This is a genomic window from Amycolatopsis sp. NPDC114503 (assembly GCF_055633655.1).
On the sequence record NZ_JBVKDT010000011.1, the window covers coordinates 210,637 to 225,974 of the forward strand.

Sequence of the window (15,338 nt, forward strand, 5' to 3'; positions counted from 1 at the left end):
CTCACTCGCGAGGGCGCGGTGAGCCCGGACGGGACCCGGATCACCGGAGCCTGACAAGCCCGCCGGGTGTTCCCGTGCACGCTGCCCGCGCACGGGAACACCCGACGGCACCCGCGCGGCCGGAGCACGACAGCCACGATCCCGCGCCGCCACAACGTTTTGACCAACGGCAGCCGCCCTTGCAGGGGGCAGGACGGCACCGTTTTCCAGGGGGGAAACCGAACAATGCGATCTGCGCGCACACCCGGCCGGAGCCGACGGCTCCGGCGGCTGGGCACCTTGGCCGCCGCGGCGGGAGCGGTGCTGGCGGCGACGGCCGCGACACCGGCCGCCGCGTCCGCCGACACCGCGCCACAGCGGACCTGCCGTGACGTCACGATCCCGGCGAAACTCGGGCTGCTCGACGTATCCGTCCACGGCGTCCTGTGCACACCAGACGGACCGGCCAAAAACACCGTCCAGTTGCTCCTTCATGGAGGTACCTACAACTCGTCCTATTGGGACTATCCCGTCGCCGGAGGCCGGTATTCCTATGCCCGGCAAGCGAATTCCGGCGGCTACAGCACGCTGGCGATCGACCGTCTCGGCTCGGGGAAAAGCTCGCGGCCGCTCAGCGCGCTGGTGACGGTCGACAGCCAGGCCGACGTCGTCCACCAGATCGTCGGGAAGCTGAAAGCAGGCGAGGTCACCGGATCCCCGGCCAAACGCGTCGCGCTCGTCGGGCACTCGATGGGCACCGGGGTCGCCTCGGTCGAGACCACCGCCTACCACGATGTCGACGCCGTGGTCCTCACGGGCGGCACCAGCCAGCTCGACACCGGCGCACTGCTGAAAACGCTCACCTCCCAGGTGTGGCCGGCCGCCCTGGACCCCGCCTTCGGGCCGCTGATCGACCCGACGTACCTGACGACGAAGCCTGGCGCGCGCGCCGCGGCGTTCCACGACGCCGGCGACGTCGACCCCGAAGTCGTCCAGTACGACGAGGCCACCAAGGACGTCGCCTCGCCCGTCGAGCTGACCGGAGTCGTGCTCAAAGGCTTCTCGCCCGACACCACCCGCAAGATCACCGTGCCGACCATGCTGCAGGTCGGCGGCAACGACCGTCTGTTCTGCGCCCCGGGCAACGCCGCCGACTGCGCCTCCCCGCAAGCCCTGGCCCGGGCACAGGCCACCGCGTTCGGCCCCGCAGCGCGCCTGCACACCTCCGTGCTCCCCGGCGCCGGGCACGACCTGCAGCTGGCGCGCAACGGCGCCGACGCCGCCCACGACGTCACGCGCTGGCTCGACACCGTCCTGCCGCAGTAGGCGCCCGCTCCGCAGCGGCGCGGGCAGCACCCGTTCCCGCGCCGCTGCGCACCCGAACTCCCCGTCAGGGAAAGGAAATCGGATCAATGTCGATCACTGCCGCCGACCCGTTCGCGCGCGGGCGCGCCGAGCCGATCCCGGTGCATCTGGTCGGTTCGCTGCCCGAGCCGCTCAGCCACGACATGCGCACCGCGATCGCGTGGATCCTCCAGCACCGCGGCGACGCGCCGCTGACCGCGCTGCCCTTCGAGGCGTCGCGCTGGATCGTCGACTGGCTCGACGGCCTGGCGCGCCGTCCCGCGCTCGAGCAAGTCCGCTCCGGCGCCAGCCGGGGATACGACGACGTCCCCTACTACCGGATCCGCCCCGGGCACGAACTCGCCCCCGCCGACCTCGCCCTGGGCCGCGTCGAGCAGACCGAGGCCGCCTTCGCCGTCCTGGACGCCCTCGACACCGGCGACGTGCCGCGCCGCCTGCAAGTCAGCATCCCCAACGCGTTCGACCGCGCGCTGTTCGCCTCCGGCTCGCCCGAGGCCGCCGACGAGTGGATGCCCGCCATGCAGGCCTCCGTCATCGCCGAGGTCGCCGAGATCGCCGCCCGCTGGGGCCCGCGCGTGCAGCTGCAGCTGGAAACCCCTGCCGTCCTTGCGGCCTACCACCGCACCCCGCGCGAGGACTGGCCGCTGCTGACGACCGAACTCGTGCAGCAGGTGTCCGGGGTCATCGCCGCCGCGCCCGCCGCCGAATGGATCCTCCACCTCTGCTACGGCGACCTCGAGCACGAGCCGTGGTTCACGCCCGTCGACCTCGACGCCGCGGTGCAGTTCCTCAACGCCCTCTCCGACGCCCTGGCCGCGATGGGCATCGCGATGCCGACCGTGCACCTCCCGGTCGCGCACGGCAGCGCGGCCCCGTCCACGGACCCGGCGTTCTACCGGGCGCTGCGGTGGCTGCGTCGCGGGATCAACGTCATCGCGGGCGTGGTCTCCGAAGCCCATCCCGAGCAGAGCCGCATCGCGCTCGGCCTGGTCGCGGACGCCTTGGGCGGAGACCTGGACGGTCTCGGAGCCGGATGCGGACTCGGTCGGCGCACCGTCGCCGCGGCGGCGGCGAACATGGCTCTGGCCGTCCGGCTCGCGCACGAGTGGAGTTCCGGGCTGACGCGCCGCACCGCATGACAGCCCTCCGGCACGCGCCGTCGGCCGCCCGAGGCGGCGCGATCTCCCTGTTCTCCGGCGCCGGCGGGCTGGACCTCGGCGCGGAGCTGGCAGGTTTCCAGGTGCGCGCCGCAGTCGAGCGCAACCTCGACGCCGCCGACACGCTGAGGGCCAACTTCGCGCACCTCGCGGACGCGGTCATCTGCGCCGACATTCGCGACGTCCCGACGGAGGAGATCCTGCGGGCCGCGGGCTTCGCGGGGCAGGACGGACCCGACCTGCTCATCGGCGGGCCGCCCTGCACTCCGTTTTCCAAGTCCGGCTTCTGGCTCGACTGGAAACGCGACGGTCTGGACCCGGCGGCAAGTCTTCTCCAGGAGTACACCCGCGTCCTGAAGGAGGCCCGGCCTCGCGGTTTCGTCCTGGAGAACGTGCCCGCGCTGACCTACGACAACAGGGCCAGCCGCCCGGCGTTCGCCCGGCTGCTCGCCGAGATCGACGATGCCGGCTACACATGCGCCTGGAAAGTGCTGAACGCCGCCGACTTCGGCGTCGCGCAATCGCGACGGCGGTTGTTCGTGATCGGAGTGCGCAAGGGCGAAAAACCGGTTCCCTTCTCCGATTTCGGCAGCACGCGGGAGCGCCGCGCCGGAGGTCGCGTCGAGAAGCCGCGCGCAACGGCGGCGCAGGCGCTCGAGGGCCTCGCCCCGAGCCCGGAACCCGCGGAAGAGGTCGCAGGGCGGTACGGCCACCTGCTGCCCGGCATCCCTCCCGGCGGGAACTACCTGCACTACACGGCCGAACGAGGGCACCCGATGCCGCTGTTCCGCTGGCGCTCGCGCTACTGGTCGTTCCTGCTCAAACTGCACCCGGACCGGCCCTCGCCCACCATCCAGGCACAGCCCGGCCCGTACGTGGGCCCGTTCCACTGGGAGAACCGGCGCCTCAGAATTCCCGAACTCAAAAGGCTGTTCGGCTTCCCCGACGAGTACGCGTTCACCGGAAGCCGCAGGTCCGTCCAAGCCCAGATCGGCAACTCGGTTCCGCCGGACCTGAGTCGCGCGGTGATGGCCACGCTGTTCGGCGAAAGCCCCGGGCACCGGCGACGGCGCAGTCCTGCGGGCGGGGCCTCCGGGGCCGCCGGCGCGAGTGCGAGCGACTGCCCGGCCACGCCCTGAGGCCTGCGGGAACGGGCCGATCGAGTGACCTGCCCACCACACCGGGCCGGTCGCTGCTCCCGGATCTCAGTAGCCCGCAGTGCCTGAGGCCCGGCCGGCTTGCGACCAGCTGGCTCGGCTGATGCCGGACCATAGGGCGGAGATCTCGTTGCCCGCAGCCGGGTTCCGGTCACGAGGGTCCGGCGATCCGGAGCGCCGGGCCCGGCACGCGTTCGTGTCCGCAGGAAGACGGAACGACGTGATTCGTCCCGGTTTTCTTGCGCGCGAACCCCGGCCTTCGATAGGCACGGGAGTACCACTGGTCTTGTCCTAGGAGCGAGTTTGAGCGAGGAACGGGCGGGATCGCCGAGCGCAGGTTCCGTGGATACCGATTTCCACTACCTCGACCCGGCCCTCGCCGAGGTGGACGTCCACGAACGTATGGGGGCGCTGCGCCGGAGGTGCCCGGTCGCGCACACCCAGGCCGAGGGTGATGAATTTTACCTCGCCCTGGGCTATTACGCGGTGGTCGAAGCCGCTCGCAACGCCAGCGGTGCCTTCAGTGCGGCCGTGAACATCGGGGCCGCTCCCCGAGTGGCGCCGGAATTGGCGTGCACCGCGCCGATGTTCGAGGTGGACGGCGCCGAGCACCGCCGATGGCGGAAGCTGCTGGCCAGCCACTTCACGGCAGAGACGGCGGCGACGCACGAGGACCACGTCCGTCGGCTCTGCCGGGAGGCGATCGCGCAATTCGTCGGCGACGGTGAGGCCGACCTCGTGGCGTCGTACACCCGGATCGTCCCGCCCCTCGTGGCGGCCATGGTCCTCGGCATCCCCGAGCGGCATCGTCCCGCGCTGGCCGGGTACGTCCGAGCCTTCATGACAGCCGCTCCTGAGGAAGCAGAACGCCGCGGAGAGGAATACGCGGCATTCCTCTCCGCGCTCCTCCCCGAGGTCGAGGAGGAGTCGATGCTCGGCACCGTGGCACGCACCTCGATAGGCGGTGCATCGCCCAGTCCGCTGCAACTGACGAAGTTCGGCGCCCTCATGCTCGCAGCCGGGCACCTGACGGCCTCGGACGCCTGCGGCGGTGTGCTGTTGCATTTGCTCGGAGACGACAGTCTGCGTGCCCGCGTCGCCGCCGAGCCGGGCTTGCTGCCGACAATCATCGACGAGAGCGTGCGCCACGAACCGGCCGTCACCGCTACCGGCCGGGCGGTGGTCAAGGAGACCGAACTCGGCGGCGTCCGGCTGGTCCCCGGAGACCGCGTCGTGCTGCTGTGGCCCTCGGCCAACCGGGACGAAGCCGTTTTTCCGGACGGGGCGGAGTTCCGGGTGGACCGGGACGAGCCGGGTGCGCAGCAGGTGGCCTGGGGCACCGGCCCTCATCAGTGCGTCGGCAAGCACATCGCACGGATGGAGATCAGGGTGATGATCGAGGAGCTGCTGGACGCCATCCCGGACGTCCGCCTGCGGCCCGGTGCGCGGCCGCGCCGGACGTTCGGCGTCATCCGCGGCGTGCCCGAGCTGCCGACCGTCTGGTCGGTGCCCTAGGACGCGGTCCCGGCGGGCGATGCAGCGTGCATAGCCCGCCCCGGACGCAGCGAAGCGAGTTTCTACCGCTTCGCTGCGTCCGCTCCGCGGCGCTCGAACCACGCTGCCAGCTTCGCCCGGTCGCCGTCGAGGCCGAGCGCCTCGTACACCCTCGTCAGCCGTCGGCTCACGCTCGCTTCCGAGAGGGACAGCGCGATCGCGATGTCCCTGTTCGTCCAGCCCTTAGCCACCATCGACACGATGCGCAGCTGTTCCGCGTCCAACAGGACCGATCTACCCGGGCTCGGGATGCGCATCAGCTTCACGATTCCGTCCTCGCCGAGGCCGCGTCCCTCTTTTTCGAGCTTCTCGTATCGGCTGCGGCCGAGCTGGCTCTCCATGCGATCGACCGCGATGTCCCGGTGCTGACCGAACGAACGAAGTTCGGAGATCGCGACGTGGTGTTTCTCCTGCCATGCACTCGACGCGCCCGACAGGAGGGCCGCGCGCTCCGGATCTTTCTCGGCGCAACCCCACACCTCGGCTTCAGCCGTCCAGCCCGGAGCCCACAGGTCGCCGAGAGCGAGCTGCGCGGACATCACCTCGCCGCCGATATCCTCGCGTTTCGTGCGCATGGGCAGCATGAACAGCCACCGGGCCCACGAGATCGCCCACGGCGCACCGGCGCGTAGAGCGTGCTCAAGGCAGTCGCGTGCCGTCTCGTCCGCGAGCGGCGCAGGGCCGAGCAGCCCCGCGCTCATCCCCAGCATCAGCCAGGTCATCTGTTTGTCACCGGCGAAGTCCGGCCCCATGGCCTCCCAGCCGGCCAACGCGGCCTGGAGCATATCCATGCCCGCGGGGTTCAGCTTCACCAGCGCCTCGTAGGTGCCTTCCGCCACCAGCGCCGGCGGGAAGTCGCGAGCGGCGGGGAGCGATTCGGCGATCTGCTTGATTTCCCGCAGGTGCTGCAGGGCCGTGCGATCGCCCAGGACGGTGCGCATGAACGCGACGCTTGACAGGGCGCCGACCCTGGTCAGCGTCGGCGCTTGGCCCTTGATCGCGAGAAGGCCGTCGAACCACCGTGCGACCAGAGGTTCCCGGGCGTGGTGGTAGGGCATGCGCACGCGATGGGCGTTCGTCGCGATGGCGAGGCCCTGCTCGACGTCCCGGCGCTGGATGCACCAGTCGATCGCGACGTCGAAATTCGGTGCGTCGACCGCGAGCTTGTCGAGCCAGGGCTTCTCGCGCGGGGAGAACCACCCGCCGGCGTTGGCGCCGTCGGACGCCAGCTTGGCCACCCAATCGCGATGGCGGTCACGGAAGACTTCCGTGTCTTCGCCCAGCATTTTCAGCCCGTACTCTTGGAGGGCGGCGTGCTGGGCGTAGCGGCCGGAGGCATCGGGCTCGACGATCGAACGCTGTTTGAGGTTGCCCAGGAGCTGCTCGACTTTGTCCCGCGGAAGCTTGTCGTCGCTGCATACCTCCTGTGCGGCGGCGGTCCCGAAGGATTCGGAGAACACCGAAAGCCTGGCCCAGAGCAGCCGCTCCGCTTCGCCGCACGAGTCCCACGACCCCGCCATGGTGATGTCGAGCCGCCGATGGTGCTCCCGGATGCCGCGGGCCCGCGGCGAAAAGCCCAGCCAGAGGAGGCCTCGCTCCTCGATCTTCGCGAGCAGGTCGGCGGCCGTGGTGCCCAGGCCCAGCTGCGCGGCCAGCAGGTTCAGTATCAGCGGCGAGCCCTGCGAATAGCGGACCAGCGCGACGAGATCGGCCCACGCGTTGGTCTCGGTGACCGGCCGTCCGGCGGCAGCAGTTCCGCGGTCCAGGAACAGGGTCATCGCGTCCGTCAGCCCGGCGCCGGGGTCGGCGTCCTCGGCGGGGCAGGTCAGCGGCTGGACCGAGACGATGCACTCGCCCCAGATCCCCAAGTTCTCTCGGCTGGTGACCACCACCTGCAGTCCGGCCGCGTCGTCCTGCGCCAGGAGCGCCTCCAGCAGACACGCCACGTCGTCCGCGACCGGTTCGCAGTTGTCGAGCACCAGGAGCACCCGGCGATTGCGCAGCCGACCCGAGATCAGCGAGATCAGCGAGTCGAAATCGGGCGCGGCCGGCTGATGGCTCTCCATCAGCGCGGCGGCGATGTCCTGAAGAATCCGCTGAGCGAGATCAGCCGGTGGGCCGGAGGAGTCATCGGACCCCGTAAAGCGGGCGAACTTCTCCAAGCTGACAAAAGCCGTATCTTGGTACGCTTTGCGGCGGCGAAGATCTCGGTGCAGTTCCTGCGCAAGCCGGGTTTTGCCGATTCCGCCCCATCCGAGAAGCTCGATCAGCCGCTCTCCCCCGGCGAGTTTCTGCTGCAGATCGTCGAGCGCCTTGTCTCTGCCGATCAACGCGGTCAGCCCCGGGATGAAGCCATCCCCCATATCCCCCTCCCGTTCTCGGCCATCTGCCGGCCGTCCCCTCCCCAGGGGTCTACAGCGTGCGCCGCGCGGGAGACTCGCCTTCACCGGCGAAACGGCCCCCGCGCCGATACCGGATCTTGCCGCATCCTAACCGGGTCCTCACGCCCTCCTCACCCGATGGTGAGGAGGGCGACCAGGCGTTTTCCCGGACAGGTGAGGACCCTGCGGCAAATCTGAGGAGGCATTTCGCCGTCCGGGCAGGCGTAATCCGCCACAGTGGAAAAAGTGTCCACTCTGGGCTTGGCAAACCGGGGAGGTTGCTGATGGATCCGAAGGATTACCCTGCCCGCCGGCCGCGCCCCGCCAGCCGCAGAGCGGCAACGAATTTCGAGCATTGCTCCAGGCGGCTTCGATGAAGAGCCTCGACCGCGGGCTGCAGTACGCGGCCGCCGTTCTCGCGGACGGGCGCATCGGAAAAGCGCACGCGGTCAACGCGAGGTACCGGGTGATGCCGCAGCTGCGCAAGCCGGTCGAGGACGTCCTCCAGGCCTGTTCGTCGGGAGACACCGCAAAGCGGCACGCCCTCGCCGAGCACGATCTCGGCATCTTCACCCGGACCTGGCCGGCGACGCAGGACCCGGCCCGCCTCGCGCGGGACATCGCCGCGCACGGCTTCGCCCGCGCCCACCTCAACCTCGCCAGCGTGGGCCTGGACAGCCTCGACCGGCGCAGCGCGGCATCGGTGCGCGCCGTCTTCGACCGCGCCGGGGTCGCGATCACCAGCATGTCCGTGACCTGCAACATGCTCGACCCGGACCCGGGCCGCCGCCGCCGCGACGTTCGCGGCGCCGCCGCGCTCATCAGCTGCGCCCCCGCGCTCGGGGTGGGCATGGTCAGCCTCTGCACCGGCAGCCGCGATCCCGGCGACAAATGGGCCCCGCAGCCCGGAAACTCCGAACCCGAGGCCTACGCCGACCTCCTTGACGGGATGCGGCGGCTGCTGCGGCCCGCGCGCCGGGTCGGGGTCGTGCTCGGCGTCGAGCCCGACCCCGGCACCGTCGTCGACTCGCCCGTCGCGGCGCATCGCCTGCTGCGCGACGTCGGCGACGGGGTCGGGATCATCCTCGACCCCGCTGCCCTCATCACCCCCGGCAACGCCCACCGCCAGGCCGAGGTCCTCGACGAGGCGATCGAACTGCTCGGCCCGCACATCGTGGCCGTGGCCGTCCACACCCGGCCAGGCCCGGTCGACTTCGGCCACGTCTTCGACCGGTGGGCCCGACTTCCGCGCCGCGTCCCCATAGTCGTCCACGGCGTGGCGCCCGAGGACGTCGCCGCCGCGCGCGCATTCGTGCTCTCCCACCGGGAACCGGCATGACCCGCGGCGGCCCGCCGCCCCGCCGGTCCTGTTGAACGGGCTCGGCGCAACGGAGGTGGAACACCACCTCCGTGACGGACGCCTTCGGACAGAGCGTGTGTCCGCGAAGGGCGTCCCCGACGTCGTTGCACGCTCGGTTCAGCACCGACCCGGTTGCGTCCGGCGTGCGGATGAAGTCGCGCATGGTTCCCCAGTTTGGGGGCAATGCGCGCCCTGCTCGGATTCCCTCGGAACACCTGCCGGTCGATGGCGTGCCGTCTGTTGCAGGCTGCACCTTCCCGGCGCGGCCGGTCCGGCATGCCGGAGCCGGTTCTCACGGGCCGGACTGCCCATGATCAGCGGCGCGAACGTCGAGACCATTCGTCGGAAAGGACCGAGTACAGGACGGAATCGCGCCAATCGGCGTTGGTGAACACGTGATCGCGCAGCACGCCTTCGCGGACGAACCCCAGGCGCTCGACGACCTTCTGCGACGCCGGGTTGTCGGGGCCGATGGCCGCGGTGACCCGGTGGAGCCCCAACGGCCCGAACGCGAGCGCGAGCGCGGTCTGCACCGCGTCGGTCGCGTAGCCGTTGCCCCAGTGCTCGGCGGCGACGGCGTAGCCGAGTTTCGCGGCTCGTACGCCGCCCAGGCCGAGGCGGCAGAACCCGATCAGCCGGTCGTCGTCGAGACGCGTCATGCCCAGGTAGTACTCGGTGCGCGGACGGGCTTTCGACCGTTCGACGGCGCTGTCGATCATCGCTTGCGCGTCGTCCCTGCTCCTGCTGTCGAACGACAGGTACTGGGTGACCTTGTCGTCGCCGACGATCGCGAAGGCGTCCGCGCCGTCGGCGGAGCGGAATTCCCGCAGTCGCGTCAGGTCTCCGGCGAGGGCGACCGGGGCGTGCGGGTCGTCGAGGTGGTTCATCGTCATCGAGGCAGCGCCAATCGTTGCTGGGCGAACGTGGTGATCGAGCCTGCCAGGTCGGAAGCGACGCGGCCTTGGGCGGGTGCCTGTGCGAGGTGCCGTTGGACATGCTGCACCGCCGTGATGACGCCGTGGGTGCGCTGCGCGGGCGGCAGTGCCATCACGCCCGTCAGCGCCTCGGCAGCGCCGTCGACCTCGCCGCGGTTGATCCGCGCGATGGCGAGCGCGCACCGGGTGCCGGCTTCGTCTCCGAAGGCACGGTCGCCCGGGGCCGCGCTCTCGTAGGCGCGGAGCGCGTCGAGGGCGTACCGCTCGGCATCCTCGGAGGCCGAGCCCGCGCCCCAGGACAGCGCCTCCGCCGCGTAGTAGAGCTGGCGCGGGCTGCTGAAGAAGCAGAACCCGCCGAGATCGTCGAGTTCGTCGCGCCGCACCTGATCCCGCGCGTCCACTGCCCGCTCGACGGCATCGCGCGCCTCGTCGTGCCTGCCCAGCGCCGCGAGCGACCGGGCTTCGCCGGAGGCGATCCACACCGCGGACGTGTTCCGGCTCGCGGCCGCGTACACGGCGCCCTCCCGGGCGTAGTCCACCGACTTGCCGTAGCGCAAAGCCCAGTACGCGATCAGCGACTGCAGGCCTTTCGCCCAGGCTTTGAGCCCGTCGTGGCCCGCCTGGTCGGCGGAGGAGAACGCGAGCCGGGCCTGGGTCATGGCCTCGTCGGGATACCCGGTGTCGTGACTGGCCCGGGCCATCAGACCGGACGCGACGCCCGCCAGGAGATGAAGGTCCCGCGTCTGAGCGAGCTTTTGCGGGCCGTCCAGCAGCCGGAGGATCTTCTGCTGCGTGTCGTCCATGTCTTGCAGGAGGTCTTCCAGCGGCTGCTGCTGGTAGGCGATGGCCAACCCGCGCACGTCGTCGGTGAGCTGGTCCAGGTTTTCCGGTCCCACGTTGGATACCTCCATCTTGCTCAGGTGCTCGCGTGCGCGGCGAGCGCTCGCGAGAATCACCCGACGTTGCCAATCGGGCTGCTCGCAATCGAACGAACGGCCCTCCAGCACAACAGGACTGTGCCGCCGGGCCAGACCGCCGCCGTGCGGCGGACCGAGCAACTGCTCGGCAGGTTCTCCGAATACTTTCTCGAGACCGGCCAGAGAATGCGCACGAGGCGAGCCTTTCAGTTCGCCCTTGACCCAGCGGTACGCCTGCCGTTCCGACAACTCGGAGCCTGTTGCCGCCCGGAACGCCTTCTGCAGGTCCTCCGGCGTCATCCGGAGCTGCTCCAGCAGTTGCGCCAGTCGTGTCTTCGGCGACGCGTGGTCGGCCATGCTTTCTCCCTCGCCGGTCGATCCACAGTAAGACGGTCGCCTGGCGTCAAGCGAGGGGGAACCCGCAAAAGGCAGGAAAAGTCAGGAAAAGGCAGGCCTCGCGTCATTACTAAGTCAACGGTGCCTGGGGCAGGGTGCAGGGCACAGCGATTCGACACCGCGGATCGCGCGGCCGGGTCCCTGGGGAGGTGCCTGATGAACCTGTTCCTCACCGCGTCACCCGGCGTGCCGCCCCGACGGGCGCTCTGCGGGAATGCCCGCGCAGACAACCCGGTGGCCGGACAGATTCCCCCGACGTCTGTCCGGCCGCCGGGTGCACCAACCGGCCGGCGGACGGCTCTCGCGGACCGCGACGGAGACGCCGCCCGGCCGGGGACAGCCTTCCGCACCACATGAACCGAAGGCGCGTGGCGGGACCCGCATCCGGCCGCGCCGCCCGACCGGTCCGTGCAGCCGCTGCGCCGCAGAGCAGCGCGGCGCGCGGACCGGTCCTACCGGAGAGGAATCCACGCGATGGCTTCGATCGCGTCTGTCCGCCCGCCGACCTGTTCGGCGGCGAGCGGCGGTGCCGGGTCGCGAGCGCTGGGCGCAGCCGCCGAGCGCTACGCCGCGCGGGGCTGGCGGGTGCTTCCCGGCCCGGTGAGCAACGGGATCGCGATGCGGCACCCGGTCACGTTCAGGCCGCTCAACTCCTGGGAAGCGGCGGCGGACGTGTCCGCCGCGACCACCGATCCTCGCCGCATCCGGGAATGGTGGTCGCGGCACGCGCACACGATTCTCGCGCAGACCGGACGGCAGTTCGACGTCCTGCGCACGCCGACCCACCTCGGCTGGCAGGCGATGGCCGCGTTCGGCGGGCACCGTCCGCTGGGCCCGGTGGCGACGTCCCCCCAAGGCTGCTTTTTCTTCGTCACGGCCGGAAGCTCCTTGAAGCGCGAACTGGGCAACGTGGCCGGCGTCGACCTCGTGCGGGCGGGGGCTCTCGTCGCGCTTCCGCCGAGCCGGGCGGTTTCGGGCGCGGTGTCGTGGCGCATCCCGCCTGAGCGCCTCCCGGATTTGGGCGCCTGCGACGAGATCCAGGACAAGCTCGCGGAACTGGCGGCGGCCCGGTGAAAGGGCTCGGCTGCCCGGGTCCCGGTCGGGAGAGAAACGCGCCGCCGCACCCGCTGACGCTGCTGGACGCCGCCAGCCCGCTGGCCACGGCGATGTACGTGGCGGTCCGGGCCGGTCAATCCCCCGGGTTCCCCGCATCCCTGCCTGCTGCGCTGGACGCGCTTCCGCCCGTGCCGTTGTTCGACGTCCCGGGTGCCGGAGAAACGGGGTTCTGCGGCGCGGCTGCGTTCGCCTCGGTGCTGCGGATCGCGTCGATCAACGCCCCGCACCTCGCCGAGACGTACCGGTGCCGGCTCGCCGAGGCCGACGCCCGACTGGACAGGATCGTGCGAACCCGTCTGGCCGCCGCCCGCCGCCGCCTGGACGACGGGGCCAGGTCGGCGCGGGCGGAGTTCTCGCTGAGGCAAGGACTGTCCGGGCTGGGCATGTGCCTGCTGCAACGGCCCGGCCCGGACCCGCTGTTGCCCGCCGTGCTGGAGTACCTCGTCGACCTGGTCGCGAGCTTCGGCGACACGGAACGCCCGGGCTGGTGGGTGGACGATAGCCCGCACCCCGACCTGCGCGAGCGGGAGGAATGGCGGCACGGGCACGCCGACCTCACCCTGCCCGACGGAAGCGGCGGGATCCTGGCGCTGCTGTCATTGGCCTGGCGCGAGCGGGTGCGCGTGCCCGGCCAGGAGACGGCGATCCGCACCCTGGCCGAGTGGTACCGGCGGCATCTGCGCGCCGACGAGATCGGCAACCCCTGGTGGCCCGACGTCGTCGGCGACCCTGATCCCGCCAGGGAACCGGACGCGGGGGTGCGGAGACCGAGCCAGCTCGTGCCCGGCTGGTGCGGGGGGCTGGGCATCGATCGCAGCGTGCAGCTGGCTGGGATGGCGCTCGGCGACGCCGGACTGCGCGAGACCGCCGTCGCCGCCGCGGGCGCCGCTTTGCACTGGGACGCCGAGGTAATCCGCCAGGGCGGACTGTGCCACGGTCCGCAGGGGGCGCAGTGGATCGCGCTGCGCATGGCCGGCGACGAAAGCGACGACGCCGCTTGTTCGCTGAGGTCGGCCGCCGGGGTGCTGCGCTCGATCGTTCGCCCGCACACCGCGCGCACGGCCTCCGGCGGCGGGCTCCTCGACGGAGCCCTCGGCGTGCTCGTCTCCCAGTCTCCTAACAAGACGTCCGTCGACCTGCCGGGCGCCGACGCCGCCCAGTGGGACTGCGTGCTGGGTCTCACCGCGATCCGGGGCTCCTCCCGCACTGCGTCCTCCCGGCTTCCTTTCGGGCAAAGCCCGCAGGTTCCGCCTTCGCGCACGGACGCGAGCACACGCGCCGCGCCGTCCGGGTGAGGCCGTCCGCCGACCGGACCGACCCGGTCGCTCGTCTTCGCCCGCCTGGTCGCCCTTCCCTTGCGGGGGAGGGGTTTTCCGTCATTCCGTCGAGAGAAACGAGGCACAGCTTGCGTTTTCGAAGAACTGTAAAGTCCGCGGTCGTCGGCGTGATCGCGGCCGGGCTGGTCGCCGGTCTGGCCGCGCCCGCGTCGGCGATCGTCGGCGGCCACCGCGCCCAGCGCACCATCGCCGACATCGGCGCGCTGGAGTACCTGCACAACAACGTCCCGGACTGGGACACCTGCGGCGCGCACGCCCTCGATACCGGCGAGGACGGCGGGACCCGGTGGCTGGTGACCGCCGCGCACTGCGTGACGGTCATGCCCGGCCCCGAGTCGGCGCAGGTCCGCTCCATGAGCGACGACGGCAGGACACGCTACGACGGGTTCCGGCGGGCGGCCGAGCAGGCGGGAAAGCACACCGGTGCGCCCGGATTCTCCCCCCGCCCGGCATCGGGGATGCACTCGACGCCGGAGGACCCGGCGACCTGGCGCTTCGCCTACGGCAACATCAACCGCTTCGAGGGCCAGAAGGCCAAGATCAAGCGGTTCATCGTGCCGCCGGAATGGGCGTGGGGCGAAAAAACCAAGCGCGGCGACGTCTGGGACCAGGCGCTCATCGAGCTGGAGCACCCGATCCGGGTCGAAGGCGCGCTCATCGCGCCGGTGCTGCCCTGGGCTTCGGTCACGGTCCAGGGCTGGGGCAAGGAAACCCGGGAGCCGGAGTCGTGGCACGGGCCGCTCGGGCCCTGGCTGAACGAGACCGACGTGCGCCTCACCGCGCACGCGCAGTGCGCCGGCGGCATCGACGCCATCGGCGCGGACGAGGTGTGCCTCGGCGAGACTCCTGACCGCAGGGGCCCGTGCATGGGCGACTCCGGCGGCGGCGGCTCGCAACGGCTGGGCCCCGTCGAGGTCCTGCCCATGCTCGTCTCCCGCGGCCTCGTTGCGACCTGTGGCACGGCCAGCGTGGCCACGGCCCTCTGGGCGCACGGGCGCTGGATCTTCCAGCAGATCCACGCGGCCGATCCGCAAGCGCGCGTCGCCACCGCGGATCCGAACCTGATCCGCGCCGCGGCCGCACAGCACCACGCGGCCGCACCGGTACAAACCGATTTCGCTTTGGCCGGATGACACCAGCGGCGGGCCGGGGCTGCTCGACTCCCCGGCCCGCCGCCCGGTCCCGTCCGGACGCACCGACACACAGCAAGGACCCTCGATGACCGCCACCCACCTCGATCCGGGCCCGGCGTCCCCGCACCCCGGCGGACGCGGCCGGCTCGCCGCGCACCGGCCGGCGACCCGATGACCGGGCTCGCCGGACTCGCCGCGCCGGTCGGGCAAGCCCACCCGGCAGCGGCCGTGCTCTGCGGCCTGCTCATGGCAAGCGTCCCGCTCGCGGCGTGGCTGCTGGCGCGGGCGAGGCGCGCGATCCCGGCGGACGGAGAGCTGACGGTGCACGCCTTGCAGGCACGGCTGGCGGACGAGGATTCCCGAAAGACACTGCGGTGCACCGTCGTGCGCTACGGCGACGGAATCCGGCGCGTCTACGACGCGTCGCTGCTCGCCGACCTCACGGTCCGCCCGGTCTGCCGCCTCCCCGGCGGCGACCCGGTCCCGCCGGATCCCGGCCCGCTCCCGCCGCTCCACCGGCCGCGCCGGATCGGGGAACCCGCGTGACCGGC

General features: G+C 71.4%; 12 protein-coding genes. 9 read left to right on the forward strand and 3 right to left on the reverse strand.

The window, feature by feature from the left end; all coding sequences use genetic code 11:
• Positions 1 to 225: 225 nt before the first annotated feature.
• The 4 genes from ACZ7OI_RS37765 (at position 226) to ACZ7OI_RS37780 (ending at position 5,173) form a co-directional block, all read left to right on the forward strand.
• On the forward strand, positions 226 to 1,305 hold the full coding sequence (locus tag ACZ7OI_RS37765; RefSeq protein ID WP_470268903.1) for an alpha/beta hydrolase: 1,080 nt from the start codon (positions 226 to 228) through the stop codon (positions 1,303 to 1,305).
• Between the two features lie 86 nt (positions 1,306 to 1,391).
• Complete coding sequence (locus ACZ7OI_RS37770; protein ID WP_470268904.1) at positions 1,392 to 2,483, forward strand: hypothetical protein; 1,092 nt, start codon at positions 1,392 to 1,394, stop codon at positions 2,481 to 2,483.
• Positions 2,480 to 3,640 (forward strand): DNA cytosine methyltransferase, encoded by a 1,161-nt coding sequence (locus tag ACZ7OI_RS37775; RefSeq protein WP_470268905.1) that lies wholly within the window; start codon positions 2,480 to 2,482, stop codon positions 3,638 to 3,640. The genes ACZ7OI_RS37770 and ACZ7OI_RS37775 overlap by 4 nt, the downstream gene beginning before the upstream one ends.
• A gap of 360 nt (positions 3,641 to 4,000) precedes the next feature.
• Complete coding sequence (locus ACZ7OI_RS37780) at positions 4,001 to 5,173, forward strand: cytochrome P450 (protein ID WP_470268906.1); 1,173 nt, start codon at positions 4,001 to 4,003, stop codon at positions 5,171 to 5,173.
• 62 nt (positions 5,174 to 5,235) lie between these two features.
• Here ACZ7OI_RS37780 and ACZ7OI_RS37785 read toward each other — a convergent pair whose 3' ends face one another.
• Positions 5,236 to 7,659: an ATP-binding protein gene (locus ACZ7OI_RS37785; RefSeq protein ID WP_470268907.1), complete on the reverse strand. Its 2,424-nt coding sequence runs from the start codon at positions 7,657 to 7,659 to the stop codon at positions 5,236 to 5,238.
• Between the two features lie 307 nt (positions 7,660 to 7,966).
• On the opposite strand from ACZ7OI_RS37785, the gene ACZ7OI_RS37790 reads away from it, so the two are divergent.
• Positions 7,967 to 8,932, forward strand: coding sequence for a sugar phosphate isomerase/epimerase family protein (locus tag ACZ7OI_RS37790; protein WP_470268908.1), 966 nt, complete (start codon positions 7,967 to 7,969; stop codon positions 8,930 to 8,932).
• A 335-nt stretch (positions 8,933 to 9,267) separates the two neighbouring features.
• Here the strand turns inward: ACZ7OI_RS37790 and ACZ7OI_RS37795 are convergent, their stop codons facing one another.
• Both ACZ7OI_RS37795 and ACZ7OI_RS37800 read right to left on the reverse strand, forming a co-directional pair.
• Positions 9,268 to 9,846 (reverse strand): GNAT family N-acetyltransferase, encoded by a 579-nt coding sequence (locus tag ACZ7OI_RS37795; protein ID WP_470268909.1) that lies wholly within the window; start codon positions 9,844 to 9,846, stop codon positions 9,268 to 9,270.
• Positions 9,843 to 11,162 (reverse strand): hypothetical protein, encoded by a 1,320-nt coding sequence (locus tag ACZ7OI_RS37800; protein WP_470268910.1) that lies wholly within the window; start codon positions 11,160 to 11,162, stop codon positions 9,843 to 9,845. The genes ACZ7OI_RS37795 and ACZ7OI_RS37800 overlap by 4 nt, the downstream gene beginning before the upstream one ends.
• A 513-nt stretch (positions 11,163 to 11,675) precedes the next feature.
• Here ACZ7OI_RS37800 and ACZ7OI_RS37805 point away from each other — a divergent pair.
• The 4 genes from ACZ7OI_RS37805 (at position 11,676) to ACZ7OI_RS37820 (ending at position 15,333) form a co-directional block, all read left to right on the forward strand.
• A complete protein-coding gene (locus ACZ7OI_RS37805) occupies positions 11,676 to 12,275 on the forward strand; it encodes a bifunctional DNA primase/polymerase (RefSeq protein ID WP_470268911.1) in 600 nt (199 codons plus the stop codon).
• Positions 12,272 to 13,612: a lanthionine synthetase LanC family protein gene (locus ACZ7OI_RS37810; RefSeq protein ID WP_470268912.1), complete on the forward strand. Its 1,341-nt coding sequence runs from the start codon at positions 12,272 to 12,274 to the stop codon at positions 13,610 to 13,612. The genes ACZ7OI_RS37805 and ACZ7OI_RS37810 overlap by 4 nt, the downstream gene beginning before the upstream one ends.
• Before the next feature lie 110 nt (positions 13,613 to 13,722).
• The gene (locus ACZ7OI_RS37815) at positions 13,723 to 14,787 is read left to right on the forward strand and encodes a trypsin-like serine protease (RefSeq protein WP_470268913.1); all 1,065 of its coding nucleotides are present in this window, start codon (positions 13,723 to 13,725) and stop codon (positions 14,785 to 14,787) included.
• A gap of 171 nt (positions 14,788 to 14,958) precedes the next feature.
• The gene (locus ACZ7OI_RS37820; protein WP_470268914.1) at positions 14,959 to 15,333 is read left to right on the forward strand and encodes a hypothetical protein; all 375 of its coding nucleotides are present in this window, start codon (positions 14,959 to 14,961) and stop codon (positions 15,331 to 15,333) included.
• Positions 15,334 to 15,338 lie beyond the last annotated feature (5 nt).

Excerpts from the sequence above, each read along its gene's own strand:
- ACZ7OI_RS37765 (WP_470268903.1), top strand. The coding sequence starts at position 226 with ATGCGATCTGCGCGCACACCCGGCCGGAGCCGACGGCTCCGGCGGCTG.
- ACZ7OI_RS37770 (WP_470268904.1), top strand. The coding sequence starts at position 1,392 with ATGTCGATCACTGCCGCCGACCCGTTCGCGCGCGGGCGCGCCGAGCCG.
- ACZ7OI_RS37775 (WP_470268905.1), top strand. The coding sequence starts at position 2,480 with ATGACAGCCCTCCGGCACGCGCCGTCGGCCGCCCGAGGCGGCGCGATC.
- ACZ7OI_RS37790 (WP_470268908.1), top strand. The coding sequence starts at position 7,967 with ATGAAGAGCCTCGACCGCGGGCTGCAGTACGCGGCCGCCGTTCTCGCG.
- ACZ7OI_RS37795 (WP_470268909.1), bottom strand. The coding sequence starts at position 9,846 with ATGACGATGAACCACCTCGACGACCCGCACGCCCCGGTCGCCCTCGCC.
- ACZ7OI_RS37800 (WP_470268910.1), bottom strand. The coding sequence starts at position 11,162 with ATGGCCGACCACGCGTCGCCGAAGACACGACTGGCGCAACTGCTGGAG.
- ACZ7OI_RS37805 (WP_470268911.1), top strand. The coding sequence starts at position 11,676 with ATGGCTTCGATCGCGTCTGTCCGCCCGCCGACCTGTTCGGCGGCGAGC.
- ACZ7OI_RS37820 (WP_470268914.1), top strand. The coding sequence starts at position 14,959 with ATGACCGGGCTCGCCGGACTCGCCGCGCCGGTCGGGCAAGCCCACCCG.